The organism is Kitasatospora sp. NPDC088346 (assembly GCF_044740765.1).
GTDB lineage: Bacteria > Actinomycetota > Actinomycetes > Streptomycetales > Streptomycetaceae > Kitasatospora.
Map to the genome: position 1 here is coordinate 204,602 of NZ_JBIURH010000001.1, position 25,466 is coordinate 230,067.

At 74.2% G+C, this 25,466-nt stretch carries 22 protein-coding genes and 3 tRNA genes; 12 read left to right on the plus strand and 13 right to left on the minus strand.

The window, feature by feature from the left end:
- Positions 1 to 17 precede the first annotated feature (17 nt).
- Positions 18 to 2,084: a molybdopterin oxidoreductase family protein gene (locus ACIOFR_RS00885; protein WP_400991482.1), complete on the minus strand. Its 2,067-nt coding sequence runs from the start codon at positions 2,082 to 2,084 to the stop codon at positions 18 to 20.
- A gap of 159 nt (positions 2,085 to 2,243) precedes the next feature.
- Between ACIOFR_RS00885 and ACIOFR_RS00890 the strand changes: the two genes are divergently transcribed.
- The 4 genes from ACIOFR_RS00890 to ACIOFR_RS00905 all read left to right on the plus strand — a co-directional run bounded on the left by ACIOFR_RS00890 (position 2,244) and on the right by ACIOFR_RS00905 (position 7,564).
- Positions 2,244 to 3,014, plus strand: a complete 771-nt coding sequence (locus ACIOFR_RS00890) for a sirohydrochlorin chelatase (RefSeq protein ID WP_400991483.1) — start codon at positions 2,244 to 2,246, stop codon at positions 3,012 to 3,014.
- 102 nt (positions 3,015 to 3,116) lie between these two features.
- Positions 3,117 to 4,415: a deoxyguanosinetriphosphate triphosphohydrolase gene (locus ACIOFR_RS00895; protein ID WP_400991484.1), complete on the plus strand. Its 1,299-nt coding sequence runs from the start codon at positions 3,117 to 3,119 to the stop codon at positions 4,413 to 4,415.
- 44 nt (positions 4,416 to 4,459) lie between these two features.
- Positions 4,460 to 6,373, plus strand: a complete 1,914-nt coding sequence (dnaG, locus tag ACIOFR_RS00900; RefSeq protein WP_400991485.1) for a DNA primase — start codon at positions 4,460 to 4,462, stop codon at positions 6,371 to 6,373.
- A 99-nt stretch (positions 6,374 to 6,472) separates the two neighbouring features.
- Positions 6,473 to 7,564, plus strand: coding sequence for an RNA polymerase sigma factor (locus tag ACIOFR_RS00905; protein WP_400991486.1), 1,092 nt, complete (start codon positions 6,473 to 6,475; stop codon positions 7,562 to 7,564).
- Between the two features lie 267 nt (positions 7,565 to 7,831).
- Here the strand turns inward: ACIOFR_RS00905 and ACIOFR_RS00910 are convergent, their stop codons facing one another.
- From ACIOFR_RS00910 to ACIOFR_RS00920, 3 genes are all read right to left on the minus strand, one after another.
- Positions 7,832 to 9,232, minus strand: a complete 1,401-nt coding sequence (locus ACIOFR_RS00910; protein ID WP_400991487.1) for a glutamate decarboxylase — start codon at positions 9,230 to 9,232, stop codon at positions 7,832 to 7,834.
- Positions 9,233 to 9,325: 93 nt separating this feature from the next.
- The gene (locus ACIOFR_RS00915; RefSeq protein ID WP_400991488.1) at positions 9,326 to 10,759 is read right to left on the minus strand and encodes an FGGY family carbohydrate kinase; all 1,434 of its coding nucleotides are present in this window, start codon (positions 10,757 to 10,759) and stop codon (positions 9,326 to 9,328) included.
- Between the two features lie 88 nt (positions 10,760 to 10,847).
- The gene (locus tag ACIOFR_RS00920; protein WP_371496914.1) at positions 10,848 to 11,138 is read right to left on the minus strand and encodes a hypothetical protein; all 291 of its coding nucleotides are present in this window, start codon (positions 11,136 to 11,138) and stop codon (positions 10,848 to 10,850) included.
- Positions 11,139 to 11,438: 300 nt separating this feature from the next.
- Between ACIOFR_RS00920 and ACIOFR_RS00925 the strand changes: the two genes are divergently transcribed.
- Positions 11,439 to 11,511, plus strand: a tRNA-Asn gene (locus ACIOFR_RS00925).
- Positions 11,512 to 11,547: 36 nt separating this feature from the next.
- Positions 11,548 to 11,620, plus strand: a tRNA-Asn gene (locus ACIOFR_RS00930).
- Between the two features lie 100 nt (positions 11,621 to 11,720).
- On the opposite strand, the gene ACIOFR_RS00935 is transcribed toward ACIOFR_RS00930, so the two are convergent.
- Positions 11,721 to 12,479 carry a trypsin-like serine peptidase gene (locus tag ACIOFR_RS00935; RefSeq protein WP_400991489.1) on the minus strand — a complete coding sequence of 253 codons (759 nt, stop codon included), beginning with the start codon at positions 12,477 to 12,479 and terminating at the stop codon, positions 11,721 to 11,723.
- Between the two features lie 233 nt (positions 12,480 to 12,712).
- Here ACIOFR_RS00935 and ACIOFR_RS00940 point away from each other — a divergent pair.
- From ACIOFR_RS00940 to ACIOFR_RS00950, 3 genes are all read left to right on the plus strand, one after another.
- A tRNA-Ile gene (locus tag ACIOFR_RS00940) sits at positions 12,713 to 12,786 on the plus strand.
- 341 nt (positions 12,787 to 13,127) lie between these two features.
- Complete coding sequence (locus ACIOFR_RS00945; protein ID WP_400991490.1) at positions 13,128 to 13,445, plus strand: PqqD family protein; 318 nt, start codon at positions 13,128 to 13,130, stop codon at positions 13,443 to 13,445.
- A gap of 27 nt (positions 13,446 to 13,472) precedes the next feature.
- Positions 13,473 to 14,384: a 1-aminocyclopropane-1-carboxylate deaminase/D-cysteine desulfhydrase gene (locus ACIOFR_RS00950; RefSeq protein WP_400991491.1), complete on the plus strand. Its 912-nt coding sequence runs from the start codon at positions 13,473 to 13,475 to the stop codon at positions 14,382 to 14,384.
- Here the strand turns inward: ACIOFR_RS00950 and ACIOFR_RS00955 are convergent.
- Together ACIOFR_RS00955 and ACIOFR_RS00960 are read right to left on the minus strand one after the other, a co-directional pair.
- Positions 14,371 to 15,870, minus strand: a complete 1,500-nt coding sequence (locus tag ACIOFR_RS00955) for an LCP family protein (RefSeq protein WP_400991492.1) — start codon at positions 15,868 to 15,870, stop codon at positions 14,371 to 14,373. The genes ACIOFR_RS00950 and ACIOFR_RS00955 overlap by 14 nt on opposite strands.
- 154 nt (positions 15,871 to 16,024) lie before the next feature.
- Positions 16,025 to 16,468, minus strand: coding sequence for a MarR family winged helix-turn-helix transcriptional regulator (locus ACIOFR_RS00960; protein ID WP_400991493.1), 444 nt, complete (start codon positions 16,466 to 16,468; stop codon positions 16,025 to 16,027).
- A 114-nt stretch (positions 16,469 to 16,582) separates the two neighbouring features.
- Here ACIOFR_RS00960 and ACIOFR_RS00965 point away from each other — a divergent pair, with 114 nt between their 5' ends.
- Together ACIOFR_RS00965 and ACIOFR_RS00970 are read left to right on the plus strand one after the other, a co-directional pair.
- Positions 16,583 to 17,602, plus strand: coding sequence for an NADP-dependent oxidoreductase (locus ACIOFR_RS00965; protein WP_400991494.1), 1,020 nt, complete (start codon positions 16,583 to 16,585; stop codon positions 17,600 to 17,602).
- 408 nt (positions 17,603 to 18,010) lie between these two features.
- Positions 18,011 to 18,505: a DUF3145 domain-containing protein gene (locus ACIOFR_RS00970; RefSeq protein WP_400991495.1), complete on the plus strand. Its 495-nt coding sequence runs from the start codon at positions 18,011 to 18,013 to the stop codon at positions 18,503 to 18,505.
- Positions 18,506 to 18,591: 86 nt separating this feature from the next.
- Here the strand turns inward: ACIOFR_RS00970 and fabF are convergent, their stop codons facing one another.
- The 5 genes from fabF to ACIOFR_RS00995 all read right to left on the minus strand — a co-directional run bounded on the left by fabF (position 18,592) and on the right by ACIOFR_RS00995 (position 23,530).
- Positions 18,592 to 19,857: a beta-ketoacyl-ACP synthase II gene (gene fabF / locus ACIOFR_RS00975; RefSeq protein WP_400991496.1), complete on the minus strand. Its 1,266-nt coding sequence runs from the start codon at positions 19,855 to 19,857 to the stop codon at positions 18,592 to 18,594.
- 93 nt (positions 19,858 to 19,950) lie between these two features.
- On the minus strand, positions 19,951 to 20,193 hold the full coding sequence (locus ACIOFR_RS00980) for an acyl carrier protein (RefSeq protein ID WP_371496905.1): 243 nt from the start codon (positions 20,191 to 20,193) through the stop codon (positions 19,951 to 19,953).
- Positions 20,194 to 20,269: 76 nt separating this feature from the next.
- A complete protein-coding gene (locus ACIOFR_RS00985; RefSeq protein WP_400991497.1) occupies positions 20,270 to 21,301 on the minus strand; it encodes a beta-ketoacyl-ACP synthase III in 1,032 nt (343 codons plus the stop codon).
- On the minus strand, positions 21,298 to 22,242 hold the full coding sequence (locus tag ACIOFR_RS00990) for an ACP S-malonyltransferase (protein WP_400991498.1): 945 nt from the start codon (positions 22,240 to 22,242) through the stop codon (positions 21,298 to 21,300). The genes ACIOFR_RS00985 and ACIOFR_RS00990 overlap by 4 nt, the downstream gene beginning before the upstream one ends.
- Positions 22,243 to 22,333: 91 nt before the next feature.
- Positions 22,334 to 23,530 carry a PucR family transcriptional regulator gene (locus ACIOFR_RS00995; protein WP_400992105.1) on the minus strand — a complete coding sequence of 399 codons (1,197 nt, stop codon included), beginning with the start codon at positions 23,528 to 23,530 and terminating at the stop codon, positions 22,334 to 22,336.
- A 196-nt stretch (positions 23,531 to 23,726) separates the two neighbouring features.
- Here ACIOFR_RS00995 and ACIOFR_RS01000 point away from each other — a divergent pair, with 196 nt between their 5' ends.
- Positions 23,727 to 24,503, plus strand: coding sequence for a pirin family protein (locus ACIOFR_RS01000; protein WP_400991499.1), 777 nt, complete (start codon positions 23,727 to 23,729; stop codon positions 24,501 to 24,503).
- Positions 24,504 to 24,562: 59 nt separating this feature from the next.
- Here ACIOFR_RS01000 and ACIOFR_RS01005 read toward each other — a convergent pair whose 3' ends face one another.
- Positions 24,563 to 25,396 (minus strand): serine hydrolase domain-containing protein, encoded by an 834-nt coding sequence (locus tag ACIOFR_RS01005; RefSeq protein ID WP_400991500.1) that lies wholly within the window; start codon positions 25,394 to 25,396, stop codon positions 24,563 to 24,565.
- Positions 25,397 to 25,466 lie beyond the last annotated feature (70 nt).

The window sequence follows — 25,466 nt, forward strand, 5'->3', positions numbered from 1 at the left end:
CCCCGGAGGGCGCCCGCTCAGAGCCGTTCCAGCCGGACGGCGCAGGCCTTGAACTCCGGCATCCGGGAGATCGGGTCCAGCACCGGGTTGGTGTGGCGGTTGGCGTTGCCCTCGCCGGCCCAGTGGAACGGCATGAACGCGGTGTCGGGGCGGATCGCCGTGGTCAGCCGGGCGGGGGTGACGGTCCGCCCGCGCCGGCTGACCACGGCGACCCGCTCCCCGTCCGCGATGCCCAGCCGCTCGGCGAGCACCGGGTGGAGCTCGACGTACGGGCCGGGGGCGGCCGCGTTGAGGGCCGGCACCCGCCGGGTCTGGGCACCGGACTGGTACTGGGCCAGCACCCGGCCGGTGGTCAGCCGCACCGGGTACTGCTCGTCCGGCTCCTCGACGGGCGGTCGGTGCCGCACCGGGACGAAGCGGGCCCGGCCGTCGGGGGTGGCGAAGCGGTCCAGGAAGAGCCGGGGGGTGCCGGGGTGGCCTTCGTCCGGGCAGGGCCAGAACACCCCGTCCTCGGCGGCGATCCGCCGGTAGCTGATGCCCGCGTAGTCGGCGGGCCCGCCGGCCGAGGCGCGGCGCAGTTCCTCGAAGACCTGCTCGGGGTCGGTGGGGAAGCGCTCGCCGTGGCCGAGCCGGTCCGCCAGGGCGTGCAGCACCTCCAGGTCGCTGCGCACCCCCGCGGGGGCGTCGACGGCCCGCCGCCGCAGCACCACCCGGCCTTCGAGGTTGGTCAGGGTGCCGGTCTCCTCCGCCCACTGGGTCACCGGCAGCACCACGTCGGCCAGCTCCGCCGTCTCGGACAGCACGACGTCGCTGACCGCCAGGAAGTCCAGTGCGCGCAGCCGCTCGCCGACGTGGGTCGATGCGGGCGCGGAGACCACCGGATTGGATCCCGTCAGCAGCAGCGCCCGCACGTCGGTGCCGAGCGAGTCGAGCAGCTCGTACGCGCTGCGGCCCGGGCCCGGCAGCGAGGCGGGGTCGACGCCCCACACCGCCGCGACGTGCGCCCGCGCGGCCGGGTCGTCGAGCCGGCGGTAGCCGGGCAGCTGGTCGGCCTTCTGGCCGTGCTCCCGGCCGCCCTGGCCGTTGCCCTGGCCGGTGAGGCAGCCGTACCCGGCGTACCGGCGCCCGGCGTTGCCGGTGGCGAGGCAGAGGTTGATCCAGGCGTTGACCGTGTCGGTGCCCTTGGCCTGCTGCTCGGGGCCGCGGGCGGTGAGCACCATCGCCGTCCCGGCGGCGCAGAACAGCCGGGCGGCGGCGCGCAGCCGGGGGAGCGGGACACCGGTGACGGCCTCGACGTGTTCGGGCCACAGGGCCATCGCGGCGGCGCGGGCCTCTGGCCAGCCGGTGGTGCGCGCGGCGATGAAGGCCTCGTCGGTGCGGCCGTCCGCGACCACCAGGTGGAGCAGCCCGAGGGCCAGCGCGAGGTCGGTGCCGGGGCGCGGGGCGAGGTGCAGGTCGGCGAGCTCGGCGGTACGGGTGCGGCGCGGGTCGACGACGATCAGCGTGCCGCCGTTGTCCCGGAGTTCGCGCAGGTACCGGACGAACGGGGGCATCGTCTCGGCCGGGTTGGCGCCGACCAGCACCACGCAGCCGGCCCGCGGGACGTCGTCCAGCGGGAACGGCAGCCCGCGGTCCAGCCCGAACGCGCGGATGCCGGCCGCGGCGGCCGAGGACATGCAGAACCGGCCGTTGTAGTCGATCGCCGAGGTGCCCAGCACCACCCGGGCGAACTTGCCGAGCAGGTAGGCCTTCTCGTTGGTCAGTCCGCCGCCGCCGAACACCCCGACGGCGTCCGGCCCGTGGGCGGCCGCGGTGGCCCGCAGGGCGTCGGTGATCCGGCCCAGCGCCTCGTCCCAGCCGGCCGGCCGCAGCACGCCGCCGTCCCGGACCAGCGGGGTGGTCAGCCGCGCGCCGGGGGCGAGCACGGCGGCCGCGTTGGCCCCCTTGCCGCACAGCGCCCCGCGGTTGACCGGGAAACCGGGCCGCTCGACGACCGAGACCGGCACCGGCCCCTCGGCGGGACTCAGCCCCATCCCGCACTGGAGCGCACAGTACGGGCAGTGGGTCTCGGTCACGTCGCTCATGTCCGCCAGCGTGCCGACGCGCTGTTTCGCCCCGGCGGCCCGCAGGTTACGGCGGCCGCACACCCCGCTCACCGGTGTCCGGGCCTGCTGTGAGGGCCGGGAAACCAGTCGTGACCACGGGGCAACGGCCGGGAAACAGCGTGCGGCGAGGCTTGATCCATGACCGTTGCCTCCGTTCTTCCGCCGAGGGTGCTGCACACCGCCCGCCGCCCGGCCCTGGTGCTCGTCGCCCACGGCTCCCGGGACCCGGCCGCCGCGGCCGAGATCCGCCGGCTCGCGGCGATGGTGGCCGCGGCCCGGCCGGAGCTCGACGTCCGGCTCGCCCACCTCGGCCTGAACGCCCCGCTGCTGCCCGAGGTGCTGGGCGCGCTGGGCGGTTCGGCGGTGCTCGTCCCGCTGCTGCTCGGCCGGGGCCACCACGTGAAGTCCGACCTGCCGACCGCGCTGGCCGGCGCACCGCAGCTCGGCGGGGTGATCGCGGCCCCGCTCGGGCCCGACCCGCTGCTCGCCGAACTGCTGCGGGTCCGGCTGGCGGAGGCGGGCGCGGCGTCCGGGACGGGGTCGGTGGTGCTGGCCGCGGCCGGCTCCCGGGACCCGCAGGCGGCCCTGGACGCCGAGGCGCAGGCCGCCCTGCTCGCCGTGCGGCTGCGGGTGCCGGTGCGGCCCGGGTACGTGACCGGGGCCGGCCCGAGCGTCGCGGAGACGGCCGGACGGCTGGCCGCCGAGCGGCCCGGGCCGGTCGCGGTGGCCGGGTACTTCACGGCGCCGGGGGACTTCGCCCGCCTCGCGGCCGCCGCCTGGGACGGCCCGGCCGCGGCCCCGCTGGGCGCCCACCCGCTGCTGGTCCGGCTGGTGCTGGCCCGCTACGCCTCGGCCGCCGGCCGGCTGCCCGCCGCCGCGGGGGCGCTCCTGCCGTCCGCCACCCGCTGACCCGGACGACCGTCCGGCGCCCGCTGTTCACCGCCCGCACCCCGGCCGGAAAACGCGGCGCACCGGCACGATGTCGGGGGGCGGGCGTACGGTGACTGTCATATGGACGACACCGCGCACCGCACCGCCCCGTACGACCCGCAGGCCCAAGCCCGTTGGGTGCCCGAGCCGGACAAGCGCCCGGGCCGCACCGCCTTCCAGCGCGACCGTGCCCGGGTCCTGCACTCCGCGGCCCTGCGCCGGCTCGCCGGCACCACCCAGGTGGTCGCCCCGATGCACGCCGACTTCTCCCGCACCCGGCTGACCCACTCGCTGGAGTGCGCCCAGGTCGGCCGCGAGCTCGGCGCCGCGCTCGGCTGCGACCCGGACCTGGTGGAGACGGGCTGCCTGGCGCACGACATCGGCCACCCGCCGTTCGGGCACACCGGCGAGGAGGCGCTCGACCAGGCCGCCCGGGCGTGCGGCGGCTTCGAGGGCAACGCCCAGTCGCTGCGCATCCTGACCCGGCTGGAGCCCAAGCGCTTCGCCCCGGTCGACGAGGCCCCGGCCCGGCTCGCCCCCTGGCCCGGCCGCAGCGTCGGCCTCAACCTCAGCCGGGCCGCGCTGGACGCCGCCACCAAGTACCCGTGGGCGCACGGCGGCCACCCGGTCGACCCCGGCTCCACCAAGTACGGCGTCTACGCCGACGACCTGCCGGTCTTCCGCTGGCTGCGGGCCGGCGCCCCCGAGGACCGCAAGTGCTTCGAGGCGACGGTGATGGACTGGTCCGACGACGTCGCCTACTCCACCCACGACGTCGAGGACGCCTTCCAGGCCGGCCACGTCGACCCGGCCGCGCTGCGCTCCGCCGAGGAGCGCGCCGAACTCTTCAAGATCGCCGAGCGGTACGCCCCCGACGCCTCCGCCGAGGAGCTCGCCGAGGCCCTGGACCGCCTGCGGGCCCAGGAGTGGTGGCCCCGGGCGTACGACGGATCGGCCCGCGCCCGCGCCGGGCTCAAGGACCTCACCAGCCAGCTGATCGGCCGCTTCTGCCTGGCCGCCGAGCAGGCCACCCGGGCCCGCTACGGCCCCGGCCCGCTCACCCGGTACGCGGCCGAGCTGGTCGTGCCGGTGGGCGTGCGGCTGGAGTGCGCGGTGCTCAAGGCGGTCGCCGTCCGCTACGTGATGCAGCGCGACGAGCAGGCCCAGCTGCGCTCCCGCCAGCGGATCGTGATCGCGGAGCTCGCCGAGGCCCTGACCCGCAGCGCGCCGTACGGCCTGGACCCGGTGTTCGCCGCGCTCCACGAGGAGGCCGAGGACGACCGGGCCGCCCTGCGCGCGGTGGTCGACCAGATCGCCACCCTCACCGACTCCTCCGCCTTCGCGCTGCACCGGCGGCTGGTCGAGAAGGCGGCGGACTGATCCCGCGCCCCGGGAACGGGCCGCCGGGTGCGTAAACTTCCAGGGTGGCCGGTCGGATCAGGGATGAAGATGTACAGGCGGTGCGCAGCGCGCTCCCGATCGACGCCGTGGTGGGCGACTACGTCCAGCTGACCAGCGGCGGTGGGGCCCAGCTCAAGGGGGTCTGCCCGTTCCACGACGAGAAGTCCGCCTCCTTCTACGTGCACCCGGGCAAGGGCGTCTACCACTGCTTCGGCTGCGGCGAGAGCGGCGACACCATCTCGTTCCTGATGAAGATCGAGCACTGCTCGTTCGCCGAGGCCGTGGAGCGGATGGCCGCCCAGGCGGGCATCACCCTGCGGTACGAGGAGGGCGGCTACTCGCCCCGGCACCAGCAGGGCGAGCGCACCCGGCTGGTCGACGCGCACAAGGTCGCCGCCGCCTGGTTCCAGGAGCAGCTCGGTTCGCCGGAGGCGGAGATCGGCCGGCGCTTCCTGGCCGAGCGCGGCTTCGACGAGGCCGCCGCCCAGCACTTCGGGGTCGGCTACGCCCCGGTGGGGTGGGAGCACCTGGTGCGCTTCCTGCGCGGCAAGGGCTTCACCGACAAGGAGATCCTGCTCGGCGGCCTCGCCTCGCAGGGGCAGCGCGGCGGGCTGATCGACCGCTTCCGGGGCCGGCTGGTCTGGCCGATCCGGGACTCCGGCGGCGAGGTGGTCGGCTTCGGCGCGCGCCGGCTGCGCGAGGACGACAACGGGCCCAAGTACCTGAACACCCCCGAGACCCCGCTCTACAAGAAGTCCCAGGTGCTGTACGGCATCGACCTGGCCCGCAAGGAGATCGCCAAGTCCGGCCGCGCGGTGGTGGTCGAGGGCTACACCGACGTGATGGCCTGCCACCTGGCCGGTGTCACCACGGCGGTGGCCACCTGCGGCACCTCCTTCGGCGAGGAGCACGTCAAGATCATCCGCAGGCTGCTGATGGACACCTCCACCTACCGCGGCGAGACGGTGTTCACCTTCGACGGCGACGCGGCCGGCCAGAAGGCCGCGCTGCGGGCCTTCGAGGACGACCAGAAGTTCGCCGCGCGCACCTCCATCGCGATCACCCCCGGCGGCATGGACCCCTGCGAGCTGCGCCTGGCCAAGGGCGACGACGCCGTCCGCGAGCTGATCGAACACCCCGTCCCGCTCTTCGAGTTCGCCCTCCGCTCGGCGGTCGCCCGGCACCGGGTGGACACCGCGGAGGGCCGCGCGGCCGCGCTGGAGGAGGCCGCCGGGATCATCGTGAAGATCAAGGACCGTTCGATCCAGCACGAGTACGCCGTCCAGCTGGCCGGCATGCTCGGCATCCTGGACGAGCAGTTCGTGGTCCGCCGGATCGGCCAGCTGGCCCGCTGGCAGCGCGAGAACCAGCAGAACGGCGCCCAGCGCCCCACCCGCCGCCCGGACCAGGCCCAGCCCGCGCAGCCCGTCCAGCCGGCCCGGCCGGTCTTCCGGCTCAACCCGCGGGACCCGGCGCAGTTCGTCGAGCGCGAGCTGCTCAAGCTCGCCCTCCAGCACCCGGACCTGGTCAGCCCGGCCTTCGACCAGTACGGCGAGGACGAGTTCCCGACCCCGCCCTACGCCGCGGTGCGCCGCGCGATCGGCACCACCGGCGGCACCGCGTACGGCGCGGGCCTGCCCGACTTCACCGCCGCCGTCCGCGAGGCCAGCCCCGACGACCAGGTCCGCGGCCTGGTCACCGAGCTCACCGTCGAGCCGATCCGCTCCCGCCGCAAGGCCGACGAGATCTACGCCGGCGAGTTCCTGGTCAAGCTGCGGCTGCAGGCCGTGGACCGCCGGGTGAACGAGGCCCGCGCCCATCTCCAGCGGCTCGGCAGTCGGGCCACCGCCGAGGAACTGCACGCCGTGCAGAGCGAGTTGTGGGCCCTTCAGCAGTACGCCCAGCAGCTGCGGTCCCGGGGCTCGGCGGCACTCTGACCCACCTCGGGCCGGGCGCCGTGTGGTCTGTCCCCCGTCACTGGGTATCCCATCCCTTGTGGCGCGGCGTCCCCCCAGCGCCGCCCCGGCCGTGGAGGGATGCCCGTGGAGCTTGCCGCTGTCAGCCGGCCCCAGGCCGTCGTGCGCGAGGACGGCACCGATCCGACGACCACCGGGCCCCCGGCCCGGGTGCCCGCCCAAGGCGGCCGGGCCGGGGCCCGGGAGCCCGGACGCCGGCGGGCCGGCGCACCGGACGAGGCCTCGGGCCCGGCCGCCGACCTGCTGCGCCAGTACCTGCGCGAGATCGGCCGGGTCCGGCTGCTGACCGCCGCCGAGGAGGTCGAGCTGGCCTGCCAGATCGAGGCCGGGCTGTTCGCCGAGGAGGCGCTCGACCGGGCCGCCGCCGAGGGCCCGGCCGCGGACGGCCCCGGGCTCGCCGACGAGCTGGACCGCCTGGTGGTGCTCGGCCGGATAGCCAAGCGCCGGCTGGTCGAGGCCAACCTGCGGCTGGTGGTCTCGGTCGCCAAGCGCTACGTCGGCCGCGGCCTGACCCTGCTGGACCTGATCCAGGAGGGCAACGTCGGCCTGATCCGGGCGGTCGAGAAGTTCGACTACACCCGGGGCTACAAGTTCTCCACCTACGCCACCTGGTGGATCCGGCAGGCGATGAGCCGGGCGCTGGCCGACCAGGCCCGCACCATCCGGGTGCCGGTGCACGTGGTGGAGCTGATCAACCGGGTGCTGCGGGTGCAGCGGACGCTGGTCCAGGAGTGCGGCCGGGAGCCGACCGCCGCCGAGGTGGCCGACGCCCTCCAGCTCTCGCCGGAGCGGGTCAGGGAGGTGCTGCGGCTGGCGCAGGAGCCGGTCTCGCTGCACACCCCGATCGGCGAGGAGGACGACGTCGCCCTGGGCGACCTGATCGAGGACGCCGACGCGGCCTCCCCGGTGGAGAGCGCCGCCTTCCTGCTGCTGCGCGAGCACCTGGACGCGGTGCTGGCCACCCTCGGGGAGCGCGAGCGGCAGGTGGTCCAGCTCCGCTACGGCCTGGGCGACGGCCTGCCGCGCACCCTGGAGGAGATCGGTCACCTCTTCGGGGTGACCAGGGAGCGGATCCGCCAGATCGAGTCCAAGACCCTCGCCAAGCTGCGCGCCCACGCCGGCGCCGACCAGCTGAGGGGATACCTGGACTAAAATGGAATGTGACATTGCACCATAGGGTGACCGCTGGTAACGTCGCCGGCGCGGCGACCGATGGTGGGAGGAGGCCGCCGCACGGCGAGCAGCAGCGGCACGGTGGCCGACAGCAGTGGGGTGCCGCCGGCCGGCCGCCTGCCGCCCGGCGCGGGCAGGTGCGCGCCCCCTGGCGCTGCCCGCGGGCCGGGCCGGGCCCGTGACGGCACCCGCCGGAGCCGTCCGGGCCGGGCCCGGCCGCCGTTCGCCGCACGTCGGCGGCGGAGGTCAGTGGTGGAAGGCCGACCGGGTCTCCACCCCCATGCTGCTCAGCGGCGCCGGCTGGTTGCGCAGCTCGGGCATCAGCCGCCGCAGGTCATCCAGCAGCATGTCGGCGAGGTCCCGGGAGAAGCCGTTGCGGCAGACCACCCGCAGCACCGACAGGTCGGTCCGGTCGTCCGGGAAGGTGTACGCGGGCAGCTGCCAGCCGCGCTCGCGCATCCGGCGCGAGACGTCGAACACGTCGAAGGCCTTCTCGCCGTCGGTGGTGAAGGCGAACACGGGCAGCTGGTCACCCCTGGTCAGGGCCCGGAAGCCGAGCCGCTCGACCTCGTCCGCCAGGTAGGTGGCGACGTCCCGGCAGGCCTGCTGGACGATCCGGTAACCCTCCCGGCCGAGCCGCAGGAAGGTGTAGTACTGCGCGACCACCTCGGAGCCGGGCCGGGAGAAGTTCAGCGCGAAGGTCGGCATGTCGCCGCCGAGGTAGTTGACCTTGAAGACCAGCTCCTCCGGCAGCGCCTCCTTGTCCCGCCACAGCGCCCAGCCGACGCCCGGGTAGACCAGGCCGAACTTGTGCCCCGAGGTGTTGATCGAGGCGACCCTGGGCAGCCGGAAGTCCCAGACCAGGTCGGGGTCGAGGAACGGCGCGATCATGCCGCCGGAGGCCCCGTCCACGTGCACCGGGACGTCCAGGCCGGTGCGCTGCTGGAGCTCGTCCAGGGCGGTGCAGATCTCCGCCACGGGCTCGTAGGAGCCGTCGAAGGTGGAGCCGAGGACGCCGACGACGCCGATGGTGTTCTCGTCGCAGTGCGCGGCGGCCTGTTCGGCGTCCAGGTGGAAGCGGTCGCCGGACATCGGCACCAGCCGGGGCTCGACCTCCCAGAAGTTGCAGAACTTGTCCCAGCAGACCTGCACGTTGATGCCCATCACCAGGTTCGGCCGGGCCCCGGCCGCGTACCGCTCCGCGTTGCGCCGCATCCAGCGCCGCTTGAGCGCGAGGCCGGCCAGCATGCACGCCTCGCTGGAACCGGTGGTGGAGCAGCCGACCGCGCTGTCCGGGTCGGGCGCGTGCCACAGGTCGGCCAGGATCGACACGCAGCGCCGCTCCAGCTCGGCGGTCTGCGGGTACTCGTCCTTGTCGATCATGTTCTTGTCGCGGCACTCCGCCATCAGCCGGTCCGCGAAGTCGTCCATCGACGTGGTCACGAAGGTGGCCAGGTTGAGCTTGGCGTTGCCGTCCAGCATCAGCTCGTCGTGGATCAGCTGGTACGCCACCGGGGGCAGCACCGGGTTGTCGCCCAGCTTGTGCACCGGCGGGGCGACCGCCATCGATCCGAGCGGGTCGAGCAAACCGTGGAGCGGGCTGACGGAGAGTCGGCGACTGCTGCCGTCTCCCTTGTGCAAGGCCATCGGGGTCCCTTTCGCCGGCCGGGCAGGACCTCCCACGCTGCCACCGCCCCGGGCCGGACGCATCCCCGGTGCCCGCCGGGAGTGGCGGTCGGCTCAGCCGGCGGTCTCCGGGTGCACCTGTCCGCGGACGGCGGCGTACTGCTGGCGCACCGCGTTGCCGACCGCCAGGTCGTGCTCCTGGTCGGGCACGGTCGTGGTGGCCTCGGGCAGCTCCCAGTGCGGCGGTTCGCGGGTGCCGGCGAGCGCCCAGGCGGCCTGCCGGGCCGCGCCCCGGGCGCCGTAGTCGCCGGGCGGCGGCACCACCACCGGCACGCCGAAGACCAGCGGTGCGATGTCCCGGACGGCGCCGAGCCGGCCGACCGCGCCCAGCAGGAAGATCCGGCGCACCCCGACCCCGTGCGAGCGCAGCACGTCGACGGCGTCCGCGATGTTGCAGAGCATGCCCTCGACGGCGGCCCGGGCGAAGTGCTGCGGCGCCATCGACTCCATCCGCAGCCCGGTCAGGGTGCCGGCGGCGTGCGGCAGCTTCGGGGTGCGCTCGCCGTCCAGGTAGGGCAGCAGCACCAGCCCGTACGCGCCGGGGGAGGACTGCTGGGCGAGCGCGCTCAGGCCCTCCAGGTCGGTGCCGAGGACGGTGGCGGTCGAGCGCAGCACCTGGGCCGCGTTGAGGGTGCCGACCATCGGCAGGTGGCGGCCGGTCGCGTCGGCGAAGGAGGAGATCAGGCCGGACGGGTCGACCACGGGCTGGTCGTGCACCGCGAAGATGGTGCCGTTGCCGCCGAGTGAGACCACCGCGTCGCCCGGGCCGAGCCCGAGCCCGAGCGCGGCCGCCATGTTGTCGCCGGTGCCGGCCGAGATCAGCAGGCCCTCGGGGGTGTGCCCGGCCGGTTCGGCGGGGGCGAGTACCTCCGGGACCCGCAGCTCGTGGCCGATCGCGAGCTTGATCAGGTCCTGCCGGTACTCGCCGGTGATCGGCGACCAGTAGCCGGTGCCGGAGGCGTCGCCGCGGTCGGTGGTGCGCCGCTTCGGGCTGCCGAGCAGCTGGGAGACCAGCCAGTCGTGCGGCAGCAGCACCTCGGCGATCCGCTTGGCCGAGGCGGGCTCGAACTCGGCCAGCCAGCGCAGTTTGGCGATGGTGTACGTCGGCGCGGGCACCGCGGCGATGGCCTCCACCCACGGGCCGGGGCCGCCGAGCGCGTCCACCAGCGAGGCGGCCGCGCCGGCCGAGCGGGGGTCGTTCCACAGCAGGGCCGGGCGGACCAGCACCCCGCCGGCGTCCAGGCCGATCAGGCCGTGCTGCTGGGCGGAGACGCCGATCGCCCGGACTCCCTCCAGCAGGCCGCCGGCCGCGGCGTCGCCGAGCGAGTGCAGCCAGGTCTGCGGGTCGACCTCGGTGGTCCGGGCGTCGACGCCCTCCGGCAGCGGGTGCGGGGCCCGTCCCTGGCGCAGGACGGCACCGGTGTCGGAGTCACACGCGACGATCCGGGTGCGAGTGGTCGAGCTGTCGATGCCCGCGACGATGGCCATGCGGAGATCATGCCTCAGCCGGTGGTCGCGGTGCTGGCGCCCGCGGCAAGTGTTGCCCAGTCGGTACGGGATCCGGCCGGGCCCCCGGTCACGGCCGGAACGTCCCCCAGTCGTCGGCCGTCTGCCGGCGGGTGAAGTACGGGACTCGGTCGGTCACGGCGTCCGGCAGCTTCTCGCCGACCCGGTCGGCCACCGCGCCGGCGGCCCGGCCCGCGACCGCGCCCGCCTGCTGCTTGGCCTTGCCCGCGGCGTCCTGGACCTTGGGGTTCTGGGAGAACTGTCGGGCCGCGCCGGCGAGCTGCTCGTACCGCTGCCGGCCGGCGCGGGCGCCCAGGACGTATCCGACCCCGACGCCCACGATCAACGTCAGTTTCCACATGCTCGGCTCCACCCTTCGTCGCGGTCTTTGCCGCATTGCCCTACCCGTCGGACCGGGCGGCGAACCACCCGGCCGGTGGCGGGGCCGTCCCCGGCCGTCCGCCACCGTCCCCAGCATCCCCGGCGGGCCGTCGGGGCGCGCGCGGGGCGCGCCGACCGGGCCGCCGCGGCGGGGGCGGCGCGGGTCCCCGGCCGGGGCCGGCGAAAGCGATTGGCGGAACACCCCCCTGAGTGCGCTAATGTATGTCCCGCAGCGAGCGCCGAAGGCCCGGGAGGATCCGGGACGGAGGCAGCAGATCGATCCCCCATAGCTCAATTGGCAGAGCAGCCGACTGTTAATCGGCAGGTTATTGGTTCGAGTCCAATTGGGGGAGCTCGGACAACCCCCTGTGGAGTGTCCCGCTGTGCAATCCCCCATAGCTCAATTGGCAGAGCAGCCGACTGTTAATCGGCAGGTTATTGGTTCGAGTCCAATTGGGGGAGCTCGCCTCCACGGAGACGATCGGTACAGAGCGAAGGCCCCTCGGTCGACCGGGGGGCCTTCGTGTTTCCCGGCCCGGCCCGGCGCCCTTCTGACGGCCCGTCAGCCGGTGGCCCGCCGGTAGAGCTCGGTCACCCGCCCGTCGAACGCGATGCTGTACGAGACGGCGTCGGTGTCCCCGCCCTGCTGGTAGCCGCCGATCACCCCGACCACCCGGCCGTCCTCGGTCAGCCACGGGCTCCCGCTGGTGCCGACGGTGTAGCCGGAGCACTCGAAGCGCTCCTGGGTGGGGCCCTGCGGGCCGGTCCGGCCCGAGCAGGTCACCGGGACGCCGCTGTCGTTGGGGTAGCCGGTCACCGAGACCGGCAGGCCGGTGCCGAGGCCGGTGCCGAGCGGGTTCGCCCCGACCCGGTCCTCGATCCGCAGACCCCGCACCTCGCCCACGGTGAGGAAGGCCACGTCGTACTCCGGGTCCTCGGCCAGGCTCCACCGCTGGTCGACCGTGATCGAGGTCACCGGCCAGACGCCGTACGGGGCGCGGCCGTCGCGGTAGCCGGGCGCGAAGACCAGGTGGTCGTAGCGGCCGCGCTCGGCGGTCTGCACGCAGTGCGCCGCGGTGACCAGCAGGCTGTGCCCGGGGCTGGTGACGACGCTGGCGGTGCACATCCTGGGGCCGTTCACGTCGCCGAGGAAGAGGGCGCCGATCCGGTCGCCGGCGCCGCCGGCGGGGGCCGGCCGGGCGGTGGGCCGGTCGGCGGCCGGGTCGCCGGGGCCGCAGGCGGCGAGCTGGACGGTCAGCAGGAGCGCGAGCGGCCACCGAGCCCGCCGTGCCGCCCGTGCCACCCGTTCCGTCCGGCCCATCCCGCTGGCTCCCCGCACTCGCGCGCCGCGGCCCGCTCGGACGGCGGGCCGGAACGCAAGATCTACCAGCCCGGGCGGGCGTCGCGCCAGGCAGGGCCCACTCCGGGGGGCGTACCCGGTTGCGCCCCCGGCGCGCACCGCGACTGATCGACCGGCTATGCTGCCGGGGACGGCCCTGAGGGGCCGTCTGCTGCTGGAACGGCCGGCCCGCCGGTCACCAGCTGGTCGAATCGGGGGCGGTAGCTCAGCCGGTTAGAGCAGGGGACTCATAATCCCTTGGTCGTGGGTTCGAGTCCCACCCGCCCCACCTCGGCAGACCAGCCCCTGCCTGCGAGAACTCTAGGGCAGCAGGGACCGCGCCCCGGCGCCGACACACCGGGATTCACCCGTCCGGGAGCATCCGCGGAACTCCGCGTTGACGAGCCGGTGCAGTCGCCGCGACCTCCGGCGGGGTGACCCCTGCGGGTGATTGTCCCGGTACGTGCCGTCCGGCCGCGAGAACCCCTCGGATGTGTCAAGTCGGATGCGGAACGGCCCTGTTGACATGTTCTGCTGGTGGAGTAGATTCCGATGGTCCAGCTGGGATGGATGGTGCCTGGCCTGCCGTCAGCTCCACTGGAGCGACGGCCGTCCGGAGGGAGCGCTCCGATGATCTACCGGCTCGATCCCGCGGTCGTCTGGTTCCCCGGGGACGGTGAGGTGCGGCTCTACCACCCGGTGGCGCGCGAGTTCCGCACCCTCGACGGCGCCGCCGCCCGGATCTGGCTGCTGCTCGCCGAGGGCGGCGGCACGGCCGGCATCGCCGAGCAGGCGGCCGTCGAGGTGCGGGCCGTCCAGGAGTTCGTCGACCAGCTGCTCGCGCAGGGGCTGGTCCGGATCGACCACGGGCCGCCGGATCACGGGCCGCCGGACCCCGGCCCGGCCGGGGCCCTGCCCGGACCGGGCCCCCGGGCGGCCGGCGGCTGACCGCCGGCCCCTTCGTATGCTGGCCCGGTGCTCACCCCCGCCGCGCTGCCGACCCCGCTGATCCCGCTGGACGACCCGGGCCTCGCCCGGCTCGGGGTGGAGCTGTGGCTCAAGCGGGACGACCTGGCCCACCCGGCCGTGCCCGGCAACAAGTGGCGCAAGCTGGCGCCCAACCTGGAACGGGCCGTCGCCGAGGGCCGGCGCGGGCTGCTCACGTACGGCGGGGCCTACTCGACGCACATCCGGGCGGTGGCGGCCGCCGCGCACGGGCTCGGGCTGGCGAGCGTCGGGGTGATCCGCGGCGAGGAGCTGGCGGCGGCGCCGCGGAACTGGTCGCTGCGGGCGGCGGAGGCGGCCGGGATGGCGCTGGAGTTCGTCCCGCGCTCGCGGTACCGGGAGCTGGCGGCCCGGGGCGGGGAGCCGCGGGAGGGGTTCCTGGTCCTGCCGGAGGGCGGGTCCAACGCGCTCGCGGTGCGCGGGGCCGCGGTCGTCGCCGAGGAACTGGCCCGCCGGCTCCCGGACCCGGGGGAGCGGGACCTGGTCTGCTGCCCGGTCGGCACCGGCGGGACGCTGGCCGGGATCGCGGCCGGGCTGCCCCCGGGCGCGCGGGCCCTCGGGGTGGCGGTGCTCCGCGGCGAGGGGTACCTGGAGGGGGAGGTCGCCCGGCTGCACCGGGCCGCGTACGGGCGGGAGTTCGCCAACTGGCGGATCCACCACGGCCACCACGGGGGCGGCTACGGCAAGGTGCCGGCCGAGCTGGAGGAGTTCGCCGCCGGCTTCGAGCGGCGGCACGGGGTGGCGGTCGAGCGGCGGTACGTGGCGAAGGCGCTGTCGGCGGTGTACGGCCTGGCGGCGGCGGGGGAGTTGGCCGCCGGCACCAGGGTCACGGTGGTGGTCACCGGGCTGCCCGACCCGGGCGACGGCCTCAGCCGAAGCTGAGGTCGGCGCAGAGGTCGCTGTCGGCGGGCCGGGTGTTCTCGGTGATCCCGGTCGGGATGCCGGTGGGCAGCGCGGTGGGCGCGCCGGCCCCCTCGCCGGGCGTCGTGCCCTCGCCGCTGTGGGCCGAGGCGTAGTCCCTGCCGAGGGTGACGGTGATCCCCTCCGCGCCCGGGTCGACCCGCAGTTCGGCGCCGGGGAAGAGCTGCGCGAGCCGGTTCGCCGCCTCCTGGGCACCGGCGGCGTACCCGATCAGGGTGGTCCGGCGGAACTCCGTGTCGGGGCCGACGGTGATCTGCTGGTAGCCCTGGGCCCTGAGCGCGGTGGCGGCCTGCCCGGCGAGGCCGGAGGCGCGGGAGGCGTTGTGCACGGTCAGCGCGACCTGCTCGGCGGCCGGGGACGAGGCGGCGGCCGACGCCGGGTCGGCGGTGGGGGAGGGCGAGGCCGCGGGGTCGGCGGCGGACTGGCCGGTCAGGGTGCGGTCCTGCTGGAGCAGTCTCCAGAGGGTGTCCACGTCGGGGTGGACCAGGGCCACCCGGTCGCCCTGGTAGCGCCAGGGCACCGTGACGAAGGAGATGTCGGAGAGCTCGATGTCGCGCAGCGACTGGCCGAACTCGGCGAGCTTCACCGCCGAGCCCAGCTCGGGGTCGACGGTCAGCGACTTGGTCGCGGCGTCGGCCAGCGGGAGCAGGGTGGTGGGGTTGAAGCCCTGGCCCCGGATCTTCTTGATCAGGGAGGAGAGGAAGGCCTGCTGGCGTTTCACCCGGCCGATGTCCGAGCCGTCGCCGAAGCCGTGCCGGGCGCGGACGTAGTCCAACGCCTGCTGCCCGGTGACGGTCTGCCGGCCCTTGGCCAGGTGTATGCCGTAGGAGTCGACGTTGTTGGGCACGCAGACGTCGACGCCGTGCACCGCGTCGGTCATCGCGGCGAAGCCCTTGAAGTCGACCACGATGGTGTGGTCGACCCGCAGGCCGGTCAGCGCCTCGACGGTGTTCTGGGTGCAGGCGGGGTTGCCCTGCGGGTACTCGCCGACCGTGAAGGCCGAGTTGAACATCTGGTTGGTCCGCTGCGGGGACCAGTTGCCGCTGGGCAGCCGGCAGGCCGGCACGGTGACCAGGGTGTCCCGGGGTATCGACACCCCGACGGCGTGCTTGTGGTCCGCGTACACGTGCAGCAGGATCGCGGTGTCGGAGTGGCCCACGCCCTCCTCGCCGCCGCCCAGGTCGTTGTTGCCGTTCTGGCGGGTGTCCGAGCCCAGCAGCAGGATGTTGACCGGCCGGCCGCCACCGCTGGCGGTCGGACCGGCCGGCGGGCGGGTGGGGGCGACACCGTCGGCCGAGAAGGTACTGATGTTGTGGTCGAGCCGATGGTAGAACCACGCGCCGGCGCCGGCGGTGCCGACCACCAGGACGGCGGCGGTCGCACCCAGGCCACGGGCTATCCGGGCCCGCCGGGTGCCCTTGGCGGGACGGCTCTTGGAGTCGGTCATCGGTCAGCGCTCTCTGCCGGGTGTGGCAGGCGCCACGGGTACACATACGGTCCAGATGAATAGACGGGCCGGGAGTGCATCCGGTTACACATGCGAGCCGAACTTCTTCCGCCCGGCCTCCCCGCGACCTCCCGGGGAGCGGCCGGCGCGGGCGTCAGCCCGCGGTGTCGGCCCCTTCGAGCATCCTCCGCAGCAGGTCACGCAGTTGGCGCCGCTCGTCCTCGGCCAGCGCGGCCAGCGGCTCGCGGGCGAAGTTCAGCGACTCGCGGAGCTCCTCGGTGGCCCGGCCGCCGGCCTCGGTGGCGGCCACCCGCTTGACCCTGCGGTCCAGCGGGTCGGCCTGGCGGGTCACGAAGCCGCGGGTCTCCAGCCGGTCCACGATGCCGGTGATGTTGGAGGGCTCGCAGGCCAGCGTCTGGGCGATGTGGCGCATCGGCATCGGGCCCCGGCTGAGCAGGGCGAGCACCTTCGCCTGGGCGCCGGTCAGCGAGCGGGCGGCGGCGGCCTCCTCGTACTCGCGGTGGAACAGCGCGACCAGGCTCGCCATGAGGTCCACGACCTCGCGGGTGATCGGGTCGGCGGGCGGCTGCTTCTCCATGGACATCAGTCTAGCTGAACATTTGACAACGTGAACCTTTTATCCGCACGATTGCTTTAGTTGGTCAACCTTTCAGGCAGGCCACCGACAGACGAACCACGCAAGGAGCACGACATGGCAGAGCAGGCGACGCCCACCACCGGACGCGAGTGGCAGCTGGCCGCCCGACCCCAGGGCTGGCCGACCCCCGCGGACTTCACGCTGGTCGAGGCCCCGGTGCAGCAGCCCGGCCCGGGCCAGATCCTGGTCCGCAACGCCTTCCTCTCGGTCGACCCGTACATGCGCGGCCGGATGAACGACGTGAAGTCCTACGTCCCGCCGTTCGCGATCGGCGCGGCGATGGACGGCGGCGCGGTCGGCTACGTGATCGCCTCCGAGGCCGAGGGCTTCGAGGTCGGCGACGCCGTCCTGCACGGGCTCGGCTGGCGCGAGTACGCGACCGTGGACGCGGCCCGCACGGTCAAGGTGGACCCGCAGCTCGCCCCGCTCTCCTTCTACCTGGGCGTGCTCGGCATGCCGGGTCTGACCGCCTACGCGGGCCTGCTGGACGTCGCCTCCTTCAAGGAGGGCGACACCGTCTTCGTGTCCGGCGCGGCCGGTGCGGTCGGCTCCCTGGTCGGGCAGATCGCCCGGCTCAAGGGCGCCAAGCGGGTCATCGGCTCGGCCGGCTCGGCCGACAAGGTCGCCAGGCTGGTGGAGGACTACGGCTTCGACGCGGCCTTCAACTACAAGGACGGCCCGGTCCTGGCGCAGCTCGCCGAGGCCGCGCCGGACGGCATCGACGTCTACTTCGACAACGTCGGCGGCGACCACCTGGAGGCCGCCATCAGCCTCCTCAACGTGAACGGCCGCGCCACCCTGTGCGGCGCCATCGCCCAGTACAACGAGACCAACCCGCCGGTCGGGCCGCGCAACTTGGCGCTGGTGATCGGCAAGCGGCTGCGCCTGCAGGGCATGCTGGTCGGCGACCACGCCGCGCGGCAGCAGCAGTTCGTGGCCGAGATGGCCGGCTGGCTGCGGGACGGCACCCTGACCTACGACGAGACGGTGGTGGAGGGCGTCGAGAACACCGCCGACGCCTTCATCGGCCTGCTGCGCGGGGCCAACACCGGCAAGATGGTCGTCAAGCTCTGACCGACCCGCGGCCGAACCGCCCCGCCGCCCCGCCGCCCCGCCGCTCCGCCGTCCCGTCCCGTCCGGGGTCGGGGCGGCGGGGCGGCGGCGCGAGGCGGTTCGGGTACCGGGCGCTCGGGCGCGCCGCGCCCCGGCCCGTCGGACGGATCGTCACCGGGCCTGCCGCGCCTGCCGATAGCGTGGTGCGGCGCGCACCCGCCGGGCGATAGGTCCGTTCGGGGGAGAGATCCCGGGCAGGGGTGGACCTCCTCGGGGATCCGACTAACATTGGGTGAAAGCTTGTCCGTTTTGCTCAATTTGATGACCTAATGTCGAACAACATGAGCGCCACGGGGTAGTCGGTACCTGCCGGCGATGGGCACGAGGCAGCTGGGGAAGGCGACCCTCGTCCACAGCCTGGAGGTCCCGGTGACGACACGTGGAGTCCTGTACGTCCACTCCGCGCCACGCGCGCTGTGCCCGCATGTCGAGTGGGCGGTCGCGGGCGTGCTCGGGGTGCGAGTCAGCCTCGACTGGATCCGGCAACCCGCCGCGCCCGGTCACTGGCGGGCCGAGCTGTCCTGGCAGGGTGCGCCCGGCACGGCCTCCCGGCTGGCCTCCGCCCTGCGCGGCTGGCAGCTGCTGCGCTACGAGGTCACCAGTGAGCCCTGCGCCACGGCCGAGGGCGAGCGCTACAGCAGCACGCCCAGCCTCGGCATCTTCCACGCCGTCACCGGGATGCACGGCGACATCCTGATCCCGGAGGACCGGCTGCGCGCGGTGCTGCTGCGCTCCCGCAACGAGGGGAGCGACCTGGAGGCCGAGCTCTCCCGGCTGCTCGGCAAGCCCTGGGACGACGAGCTGGAGCCGTTCCGGTACGCGGGCGAGGGCGCCCCGGTGCGCTGGCTGCACCAGGTGGTCTGAGCGGCCGCCGGCGGACGACGGGCCGGGGCCCCGACCACGATTCACTCGTGGTCGGGGCCCCGGCCCGTGCGCCGCTGTGGCGGGTGTCAGACGGTGCGGAAGGCCAGCACCACGTTGTGGCCGCCGAAGCCGAAGGAGTTGTTGAGCGCCGCGACCGGACCCTCGGGCAGCTTGCGGGGCTCGCCGACCACGATGTCCGCGTCGATGTCGTCGTCCAGCTGCTCGACGTTGACGGTCGGCGGGGCCAGGCGGTGGTGCAGGGCCAGCACGGTGGCGACGGTCTCGATGCCGCCGGCGCCGCCCAGCAGGTGGCCGGTCATGGACTTGGTCGCGGAGATCGCCACGTGGTCCAGGTGCTCGCCGAGCTCCTTGCGCAGCGCCTTGATCTCGGCGGTGTCACCCTGCGGGGTCGAGGTGGCGTGCGCGTTGACGTGCACGATCTCGGCCTTGTCCAGCTCGTTGCGCTCGAACAGGTCGGCGATCGCGCGGGCCACGCCGGCGCCGGTGGGCTCCGGCTGGGCGATGTGGTGGGCGTCCGAGGACAGGCCCTGGCCGACGGCCTCGCAGTAGATCCGGGCGCCGCGGGCGGCCGCGTGCTCGGCCGACTCCAGCACGACCACGCCGGCGCCCTCGCCGAGGACGAAGCCGTCACGGGCCTTGTCGTACGGGCGCGAGGCGTGCTCGGGGTCGTCGTTGTTCTTGGACATCGCCATCATGTTCGAGAAGGCGACGATCGGCAGCGGGTGGATCGCGGCCTCGGTGCCGCCGGCCACCACGACGTCGGCGCGGCCGGTGCGGATCATCTCGATCGCGTAGCCGATCGCCTCGGCCCCGGAGGCACAGGCGGAGACGGGGGTGTGCACGCCCGCGCGGGCACCGACCTCCAGGCCGACGTTGGCGGCCGGGGAGTTGGGCATCAGCATCGGGACGGTGTGCGGGGAGACCTTGCGGACGCCGTGCTGCTTGAGCACGTCGTACTGGTCGAGCAGGGTGGTGACGCCGCCGATGCCGGAGGCGATCACGGTGCCCAGGCGCTCGGGGGCGAGCTTGGAGGACAGGTCGGTGGCCGGGGTCTCGAAGCCGGCGTCCGCCCAGGCCTCGCGGGCCGCGATCAGCGCGAACTGCGCGGAGCGGTCCAGCTTGCGGGCCAGCGGGCGGGGCAGGATCTCGCCCGGCTCGACGGCGGTGCGGGCGGCGATCCGGACGGGCAGGTCGGCAGCCCACTCCTCGGTCAGCGCGGCGACCCCGGAACGGCCGGCGAGCAGGCCCTCCCAGAACGAGGCGGCGTCGCCGCCCAGCGGCGTGAAGGCGCCGATACCCGTGACGACCACGGTGCGGTTTTCAGCGGTCACTGGTTTCTTCTTCTCTCACGTGTTCAGGGGAGGGGCGAGCTGGGGAGGGAGGGCGGCCGGGGCGCGGTGAGGCACCCCGGCCGGTCAGCTGGGTCAGCTGTTGTTGACGATGAAGTCGACCGCGTCGCCGACCGTCTTGAGGTTCTTGACCTCGTCGTCCGGGATCTTCGCGCCGAAGCGCTCCTCGGCAGCCACGACGACCTCAACCATCGAAAGCGAGTCGACGTCCAGGTCGTCGGTGAAGGACTTGTCGAGCTCGACGTCCTCGGCCGGGATGCCGGCGATCTCGTTCACGATCTCGGCGAGACCGGCCAGAACCTCGTCCTTGGTAGCCATAGTGGCTGCTCCTCTTCAGTGTGGAAAGCGATCGGTCCGGCGGACCGTCGCAGGTCTTCTTCGTGGGCAGGAATGCCTAGGGGAGAGTAACGACTGCGGCTGCGTAGACCAGACCCGCCCCGAACCCGATGATCAGGGCGAGGTCTCCGCTCTTCGCCTCGCCGCTCTCCAGCATGCGTTCCATCGCCAGCGGGATGGAGGCGGCGGAGGTGTTGCCGGTCTCGACGATGTCCCGGGCGACGGGCACCGAGTCGGGCAGCTTCAGGGCCTTGATCATCGTGTCGGTGATCCGCATGTTGGCCTGGTGCGGGATGAAGGCGCCGAGCTGGTCGGCGGTGATCCCGGCGGCGTCCAGCGCCTGCTGGGCCACCTTCGCCATCTCCCAGACAGCCCAGCGGAAGACGGTCTGACCCTCCATCCGCAGGGCCGGCCACTTGACGGCCTCGCCGGCGCCGTTGACGGCGTCCTCCTTGGCGAAGGCGGTGTCCCAGGCCTGGGTCTGCGAGATGACGTCGCGCTGCGAGCCGTCCGAACCCCAGATCACCTTGCCGATGCCGGGGACGTCCGAGGGGCCGACCACGGCCGCGCCGGCGCCGTCACCGAAGATGAAGGCGGTCGAGCGGTCCGAGGTGTCGGTGAGGTCGCTGAGCCGCTCGACGCCGATCACCAGCACGTACTCGGCGCTGCCGCCGCGCACCATGCCGTCGGCCAGGCCGAGGCCGTAGCCGAAGCCGGCGCAGGCGGCCGAGATGTCGAACGCCGGGGCGGTGCCGCAGCCGAGCCGCTCGGCGATCTCGGTGGCGATCGCCGGGGTCTGCTTGAGGTGCGAGACGGTGGCCACGATCACGCCGCCGATCTGCTCCGGCGCGATGCCGGCCTGGGCGATCGCCTTGCCGGCCGCCTGCACCGACATCTCGGCGACGCTCTCCTCCGGGCCCGCCCACCGGCGCTCGGCGATGCCGCTGCGCGAGCGGATCCACTCGTCCGAGGACTCGATCCAGTTGAGCACCTCGGCGTTGGGGATCACCCGGACCGGACGGTAGCCGCCGACGCCGTGGATCCGCGCGTACTGCGCGCCGCTGCTGGGCCTGATCTGAGGGCTGGTCATGCGTCGTTCTCCTGACCGCCGTGCTCCGCGACGAGCTCCCGGGCCTTGTCGAGATCGGCAGGGGTCTTGAGGGCCAGCGTCGCGACACCCTTGACGTTGCGCTTGACCAGGTTGGTGAGGGTGCCGGCCGGGGACAGCTCGATCACGGCCGTCGCACCCAACTGCTGCAGGGTCTCCATGCAGAGGTCCCAGCGGACCGGGTTGGAGACCTGGGCGACCAGCCGGTCGAGCACCTCGGCGCCGGTCGCGACGGCCTCGCCGTCCCGGTTGGAGACGTAGGTGACCAGCGGGTCGGCCGTGCTCAGGGAGGGCGCCAGCTTGGCCAGGCGCTCCACCCCCGGGGCCATGTGCTCGGTGTGGAAGGCACCCGCCACCTTCAGCGGGATCAGCCGGGCACCGGCCGGCGGGTCGGCCTTGAGGGCCGCCAGCTGGTCCAGCGTGCCGGCGGCGACCAACTGCCCGCCGCCGTTGTTGTTGGCCGCGGTCACGCCGTACTCGGCGAACTTCGCGGCCACCGCCTCCGGGTCGCCGCCGAGCACGGCGGTCATCCCGGTCGCGGTCGCGGCGGCGGCCTCGGCCATGCCCAGGCTGCGCTCGCGGACGAAGGCGAGCGCGTCCTCGGCGGTCAGCACGCCGGCCAGCGCGGCCGCGGTGATCTCGCCGACGCTGTGGCCGGCCACCGCGCCCACCAGCTCGCGCGGCCCGGGACCGTCCGTGAACAGCACACCGGCGGTCAGCAGGCCGGCCGCGACCAGCAGCGGCTGGGCGACCGCGGTGTCCTTGATCTCATCCTCGGAGGCCTCGGTGCCGTAGTGGACCAGGTCGAGGCCGGCCACCGCCGACCACTGACGCAGCCGGTCGGCGGCGCCGTACAGTTCAAGCCAGGGGTTGAGGAAGCCGGGAGTCTGGGCACCCTGTCCAGGGGCGACGATTACGAGCACGGTTCAACCCTCTCTCGCCGGACGCCCGGGGGCGGGTAGGCGACGGTAACGAAGAAAAGCACGTCGGCTTGTGGAGTCTCCACAGTGCCCCTCAGCCGTGGTCGGCCGCCGTACCGAGGCGGCCCAGCGCCAGGGCGATGCGCAGGGTGAAGGCCGAACGTACGTCGGACGGAGCATAACCGGTGACGTCGGTCACACGACGCAGCCGGTAGCGCACGGTATTTGGGTGGACGAAGAGCATCCGGGCGGCGCCCTCCAGCGAGGAGGCCTGCTCCAGGTAGACGCTGAGGGTCTCCAGCAGGGCCGACCCGGCCTCCTCCAGCGGTGTGTAGATCTCCTCCACCAGCTGTTGCCGGGCCACTTCGTCGCCCGCCAGCGCCCGTTCGGGCAGCAGGTCGTCGGCCAGCACCGGGCGCGGGGCGTCCGGCCAGGCCGCGCAGGCGCGCAGCCCGGCGGCGGCGGCGTGCGCGGAACGGGTCGCCGAGAGCAGGTCGCCCACGGTCGGACCGACCACCACCGGGCCCGGCGCGAACTGGCCGATCAGCGCCCGCGCGGCGTGCACCGGCTCCTTGTCGCCGCCGACCACCACCACCAGCCGCCGGCCCAGTACCCCGGTCAGGACGTGCAGCTTGGCGTACCGGGCGGCCCGGCGGATCGCCTCCACCACCAGCTCGCTGTCGCCGTCGGGCGCACTGCCCATCACCACCCGGACCTGCTTCGGCTGGCCCCAGCCGAGCGCCGCCGCCCGCGACAGCACCCCCTCGTCGGCGTCACCGGACAGCAGCGAATTGACGACCAGTGCCTCCAGCCGGGCGTCCCAGGCGCCCCGCGCCTCGGCGGCCTGGGCGTAGACCTGGGCGGTCGCGAAGGCGATCTCCCGGGCGTAGACCAGCACCGACTCCCGCATCCCGGCCTCGTCGCCCGGGGCGGCGACCTCCTCGATCGCCTCCTCCATCACCTCGATGGTGGTGCGGATCAGCTCCACGGTCTGCCGCAGGGTGATCGCCCGGGTCAGCTCGCGTGGCGCGGTGCCGAAGACGTCCGTACTGATCGCCTGCGGCGCCTCGGGGTGCCGGTACCACTCGGTGAACGCGGCGATGCCGGCCTGGGCGACCAGGCCGATCCAGGAACGGTGCTCCGGCGGCATCCGCCGGTACCAGGCCAACTGGTCGTCCATGCGGGCGATCGCGGCCGTCGCCAGCTTGCCGGAGGACTTCTCCAGCCGCTTGAGGGTGGCGATGCGCAGCTCCGCCCGCTCGGCGGCGAGCTTGCGCTCCTGCGCCGTCAGCCGGCCCGGGCGCCCGGTGGAGGGCGGCTTGGCGGCAGCGGGACGGGCGGGCACCGCCTTCTTGGCGGCGGACTTCTTGTCGGGACTCGCTGAAGCGGCTGGCACAGGACAAGACTGCCTCACCGAAGGACATGCTGGTGCACACCCCCACCGGAAGCAGGGGGTGGGGCAGGTCACACCCGTTACGGTAGGCAGCGTGACCGACACCCGACAGCGCCCCCGCGCCGATCAGCGCCGGGCTCCCGAACGCTACCTGTCCACGCCCGCCGAGGGCATCGAGACCAGGCACGCGTTCTCCTTCTCGGCGCACTACGACCCGAAGAACACGCACTTCGGCGCGCTGCTCGCGTGCAACGAGGAGACCTTGGCGCCCGGCGCCGGGTACGAGGAGCACCGTCACCGCGACACCGAGCTGCTCACCTGGGTGGTCTCCGGCGCGCTCGCGCACCGGGACGGCGACGGCCACGCGGGTGTGGTCCGGCCCGGGATGCTCCAGCACCTCAGCGCCGGGCGCGGCATCACCCACACCGAGCGCAACGTGGGCGGCGCCCGGGAACCGGTGCGCTTCGTCCAGTTCTGGCTCCAGCCGGACGAGTTCGGCACCGAACCCGCGTACGGGCTGCGCCGGGTCGAGCCCGCGCCCGGCGGGCTGACGCTGCTCGCCTCCGGCCTCGACCGCGACGCCGACTCGGACGCGCTGCGGCTGCGGCGCAGCGACGCGGTGCTGCACCTGGTCACCGCCGGGCCCTGGCAGACGCTGCCCGAGCTGCCGCAGGCGCCCCACCGCTACGCGCACCTGACGGCGGGTTCGCTCGGCTACCGGACGGTGCCCGGGCCGCAGGGCGGCGGCCGTTCACTGGAGCCGGGCGACAGCGTCCGGATCACCGGAGCGGCCTTCGCCGATCCGGTGGCGGGGCCCGACGGCGCCGAACTGCTGCTGCTGGAGATGCACTCCGGGCTCGTCCTCGGCTGATCCGGACCGGGCTGCGCCGGGATGCTCCGGTCGCCGGTCGGGCCGCCCGGCCGCGCGGTTCAGCCGCGCAGCTCGGCCAGCACGGCGTCGGTGAACGGCGGCCAGACCTCGGCGGCCCAGGGGCCGAAGTCACGGTCGGTCAGGGCGACGCAGGCGACCCCGGCGGCGGGGTCGACCCACAGGAAGGTGCCGGACTGGCCGAAGTGGCCGAAGGTGCCGGCGGAGCTGGTGGTGCCCGTCCAGTGCGGGGCCTTGTCGCCGCGGATCTCGAAGCCGAGGCCCCAGTCGTTCGGGCGGCGGTGGCCGAAGCCCGGGAGCACGCCGCTGGTGCCGGGGAAGGCGACCTCGCGGGTGGCGGTGCGCAGGGTGGAGGCGTCGAGCAGCTTGGGCGACTGCAGCTCGGCGGCGAACAGCGCGAGGTCGCCGACGGTGGACAGGCCGCCCGCGCCGGCCGGGGAGCGGTGGGCAGTGTTGATCATGGTCGACCGCATGCCCAGCGGCTCGAACACCGCCTCGGCCGCGTACCGGCCGAACTCGATGCCGGCGGCCTCGGAGAGCGTCCGCGCCAGCACGTCGAAGCCGGCGTTGGAGTAGAGCCGCCGGTCACCGGGCGGGGCCATCACCCGGTGCTCGTCGAAGGCCAGCCCGGAGGTGTGCGCCAGCAGGTGCCGGACGGTCGAGCCCTCCGGACCGGCCGGGTCGTCGAGCTCGAAGACCCCCTCCTCGACCGCGACCAGTACCGCGTACGAGGTGAGCAGCTTGGTCACCGACGCCAGGGGGAAGAGGTGCTGCTGCGGTCCGTGGCCACCGAGCAGTGCGCCGTCGGCGCCCCGCACCACCGCGGCCGCAGCGTTGGGCACCGGCCAGTCCTCGATCATCCGCAAGCTCTGCATGGGTCGAACTCTAGCCATCCGCCGCCGCCGGCCGCGTGCGAGGCTTGCTTGGAGTGCACTCCAAGTCAGT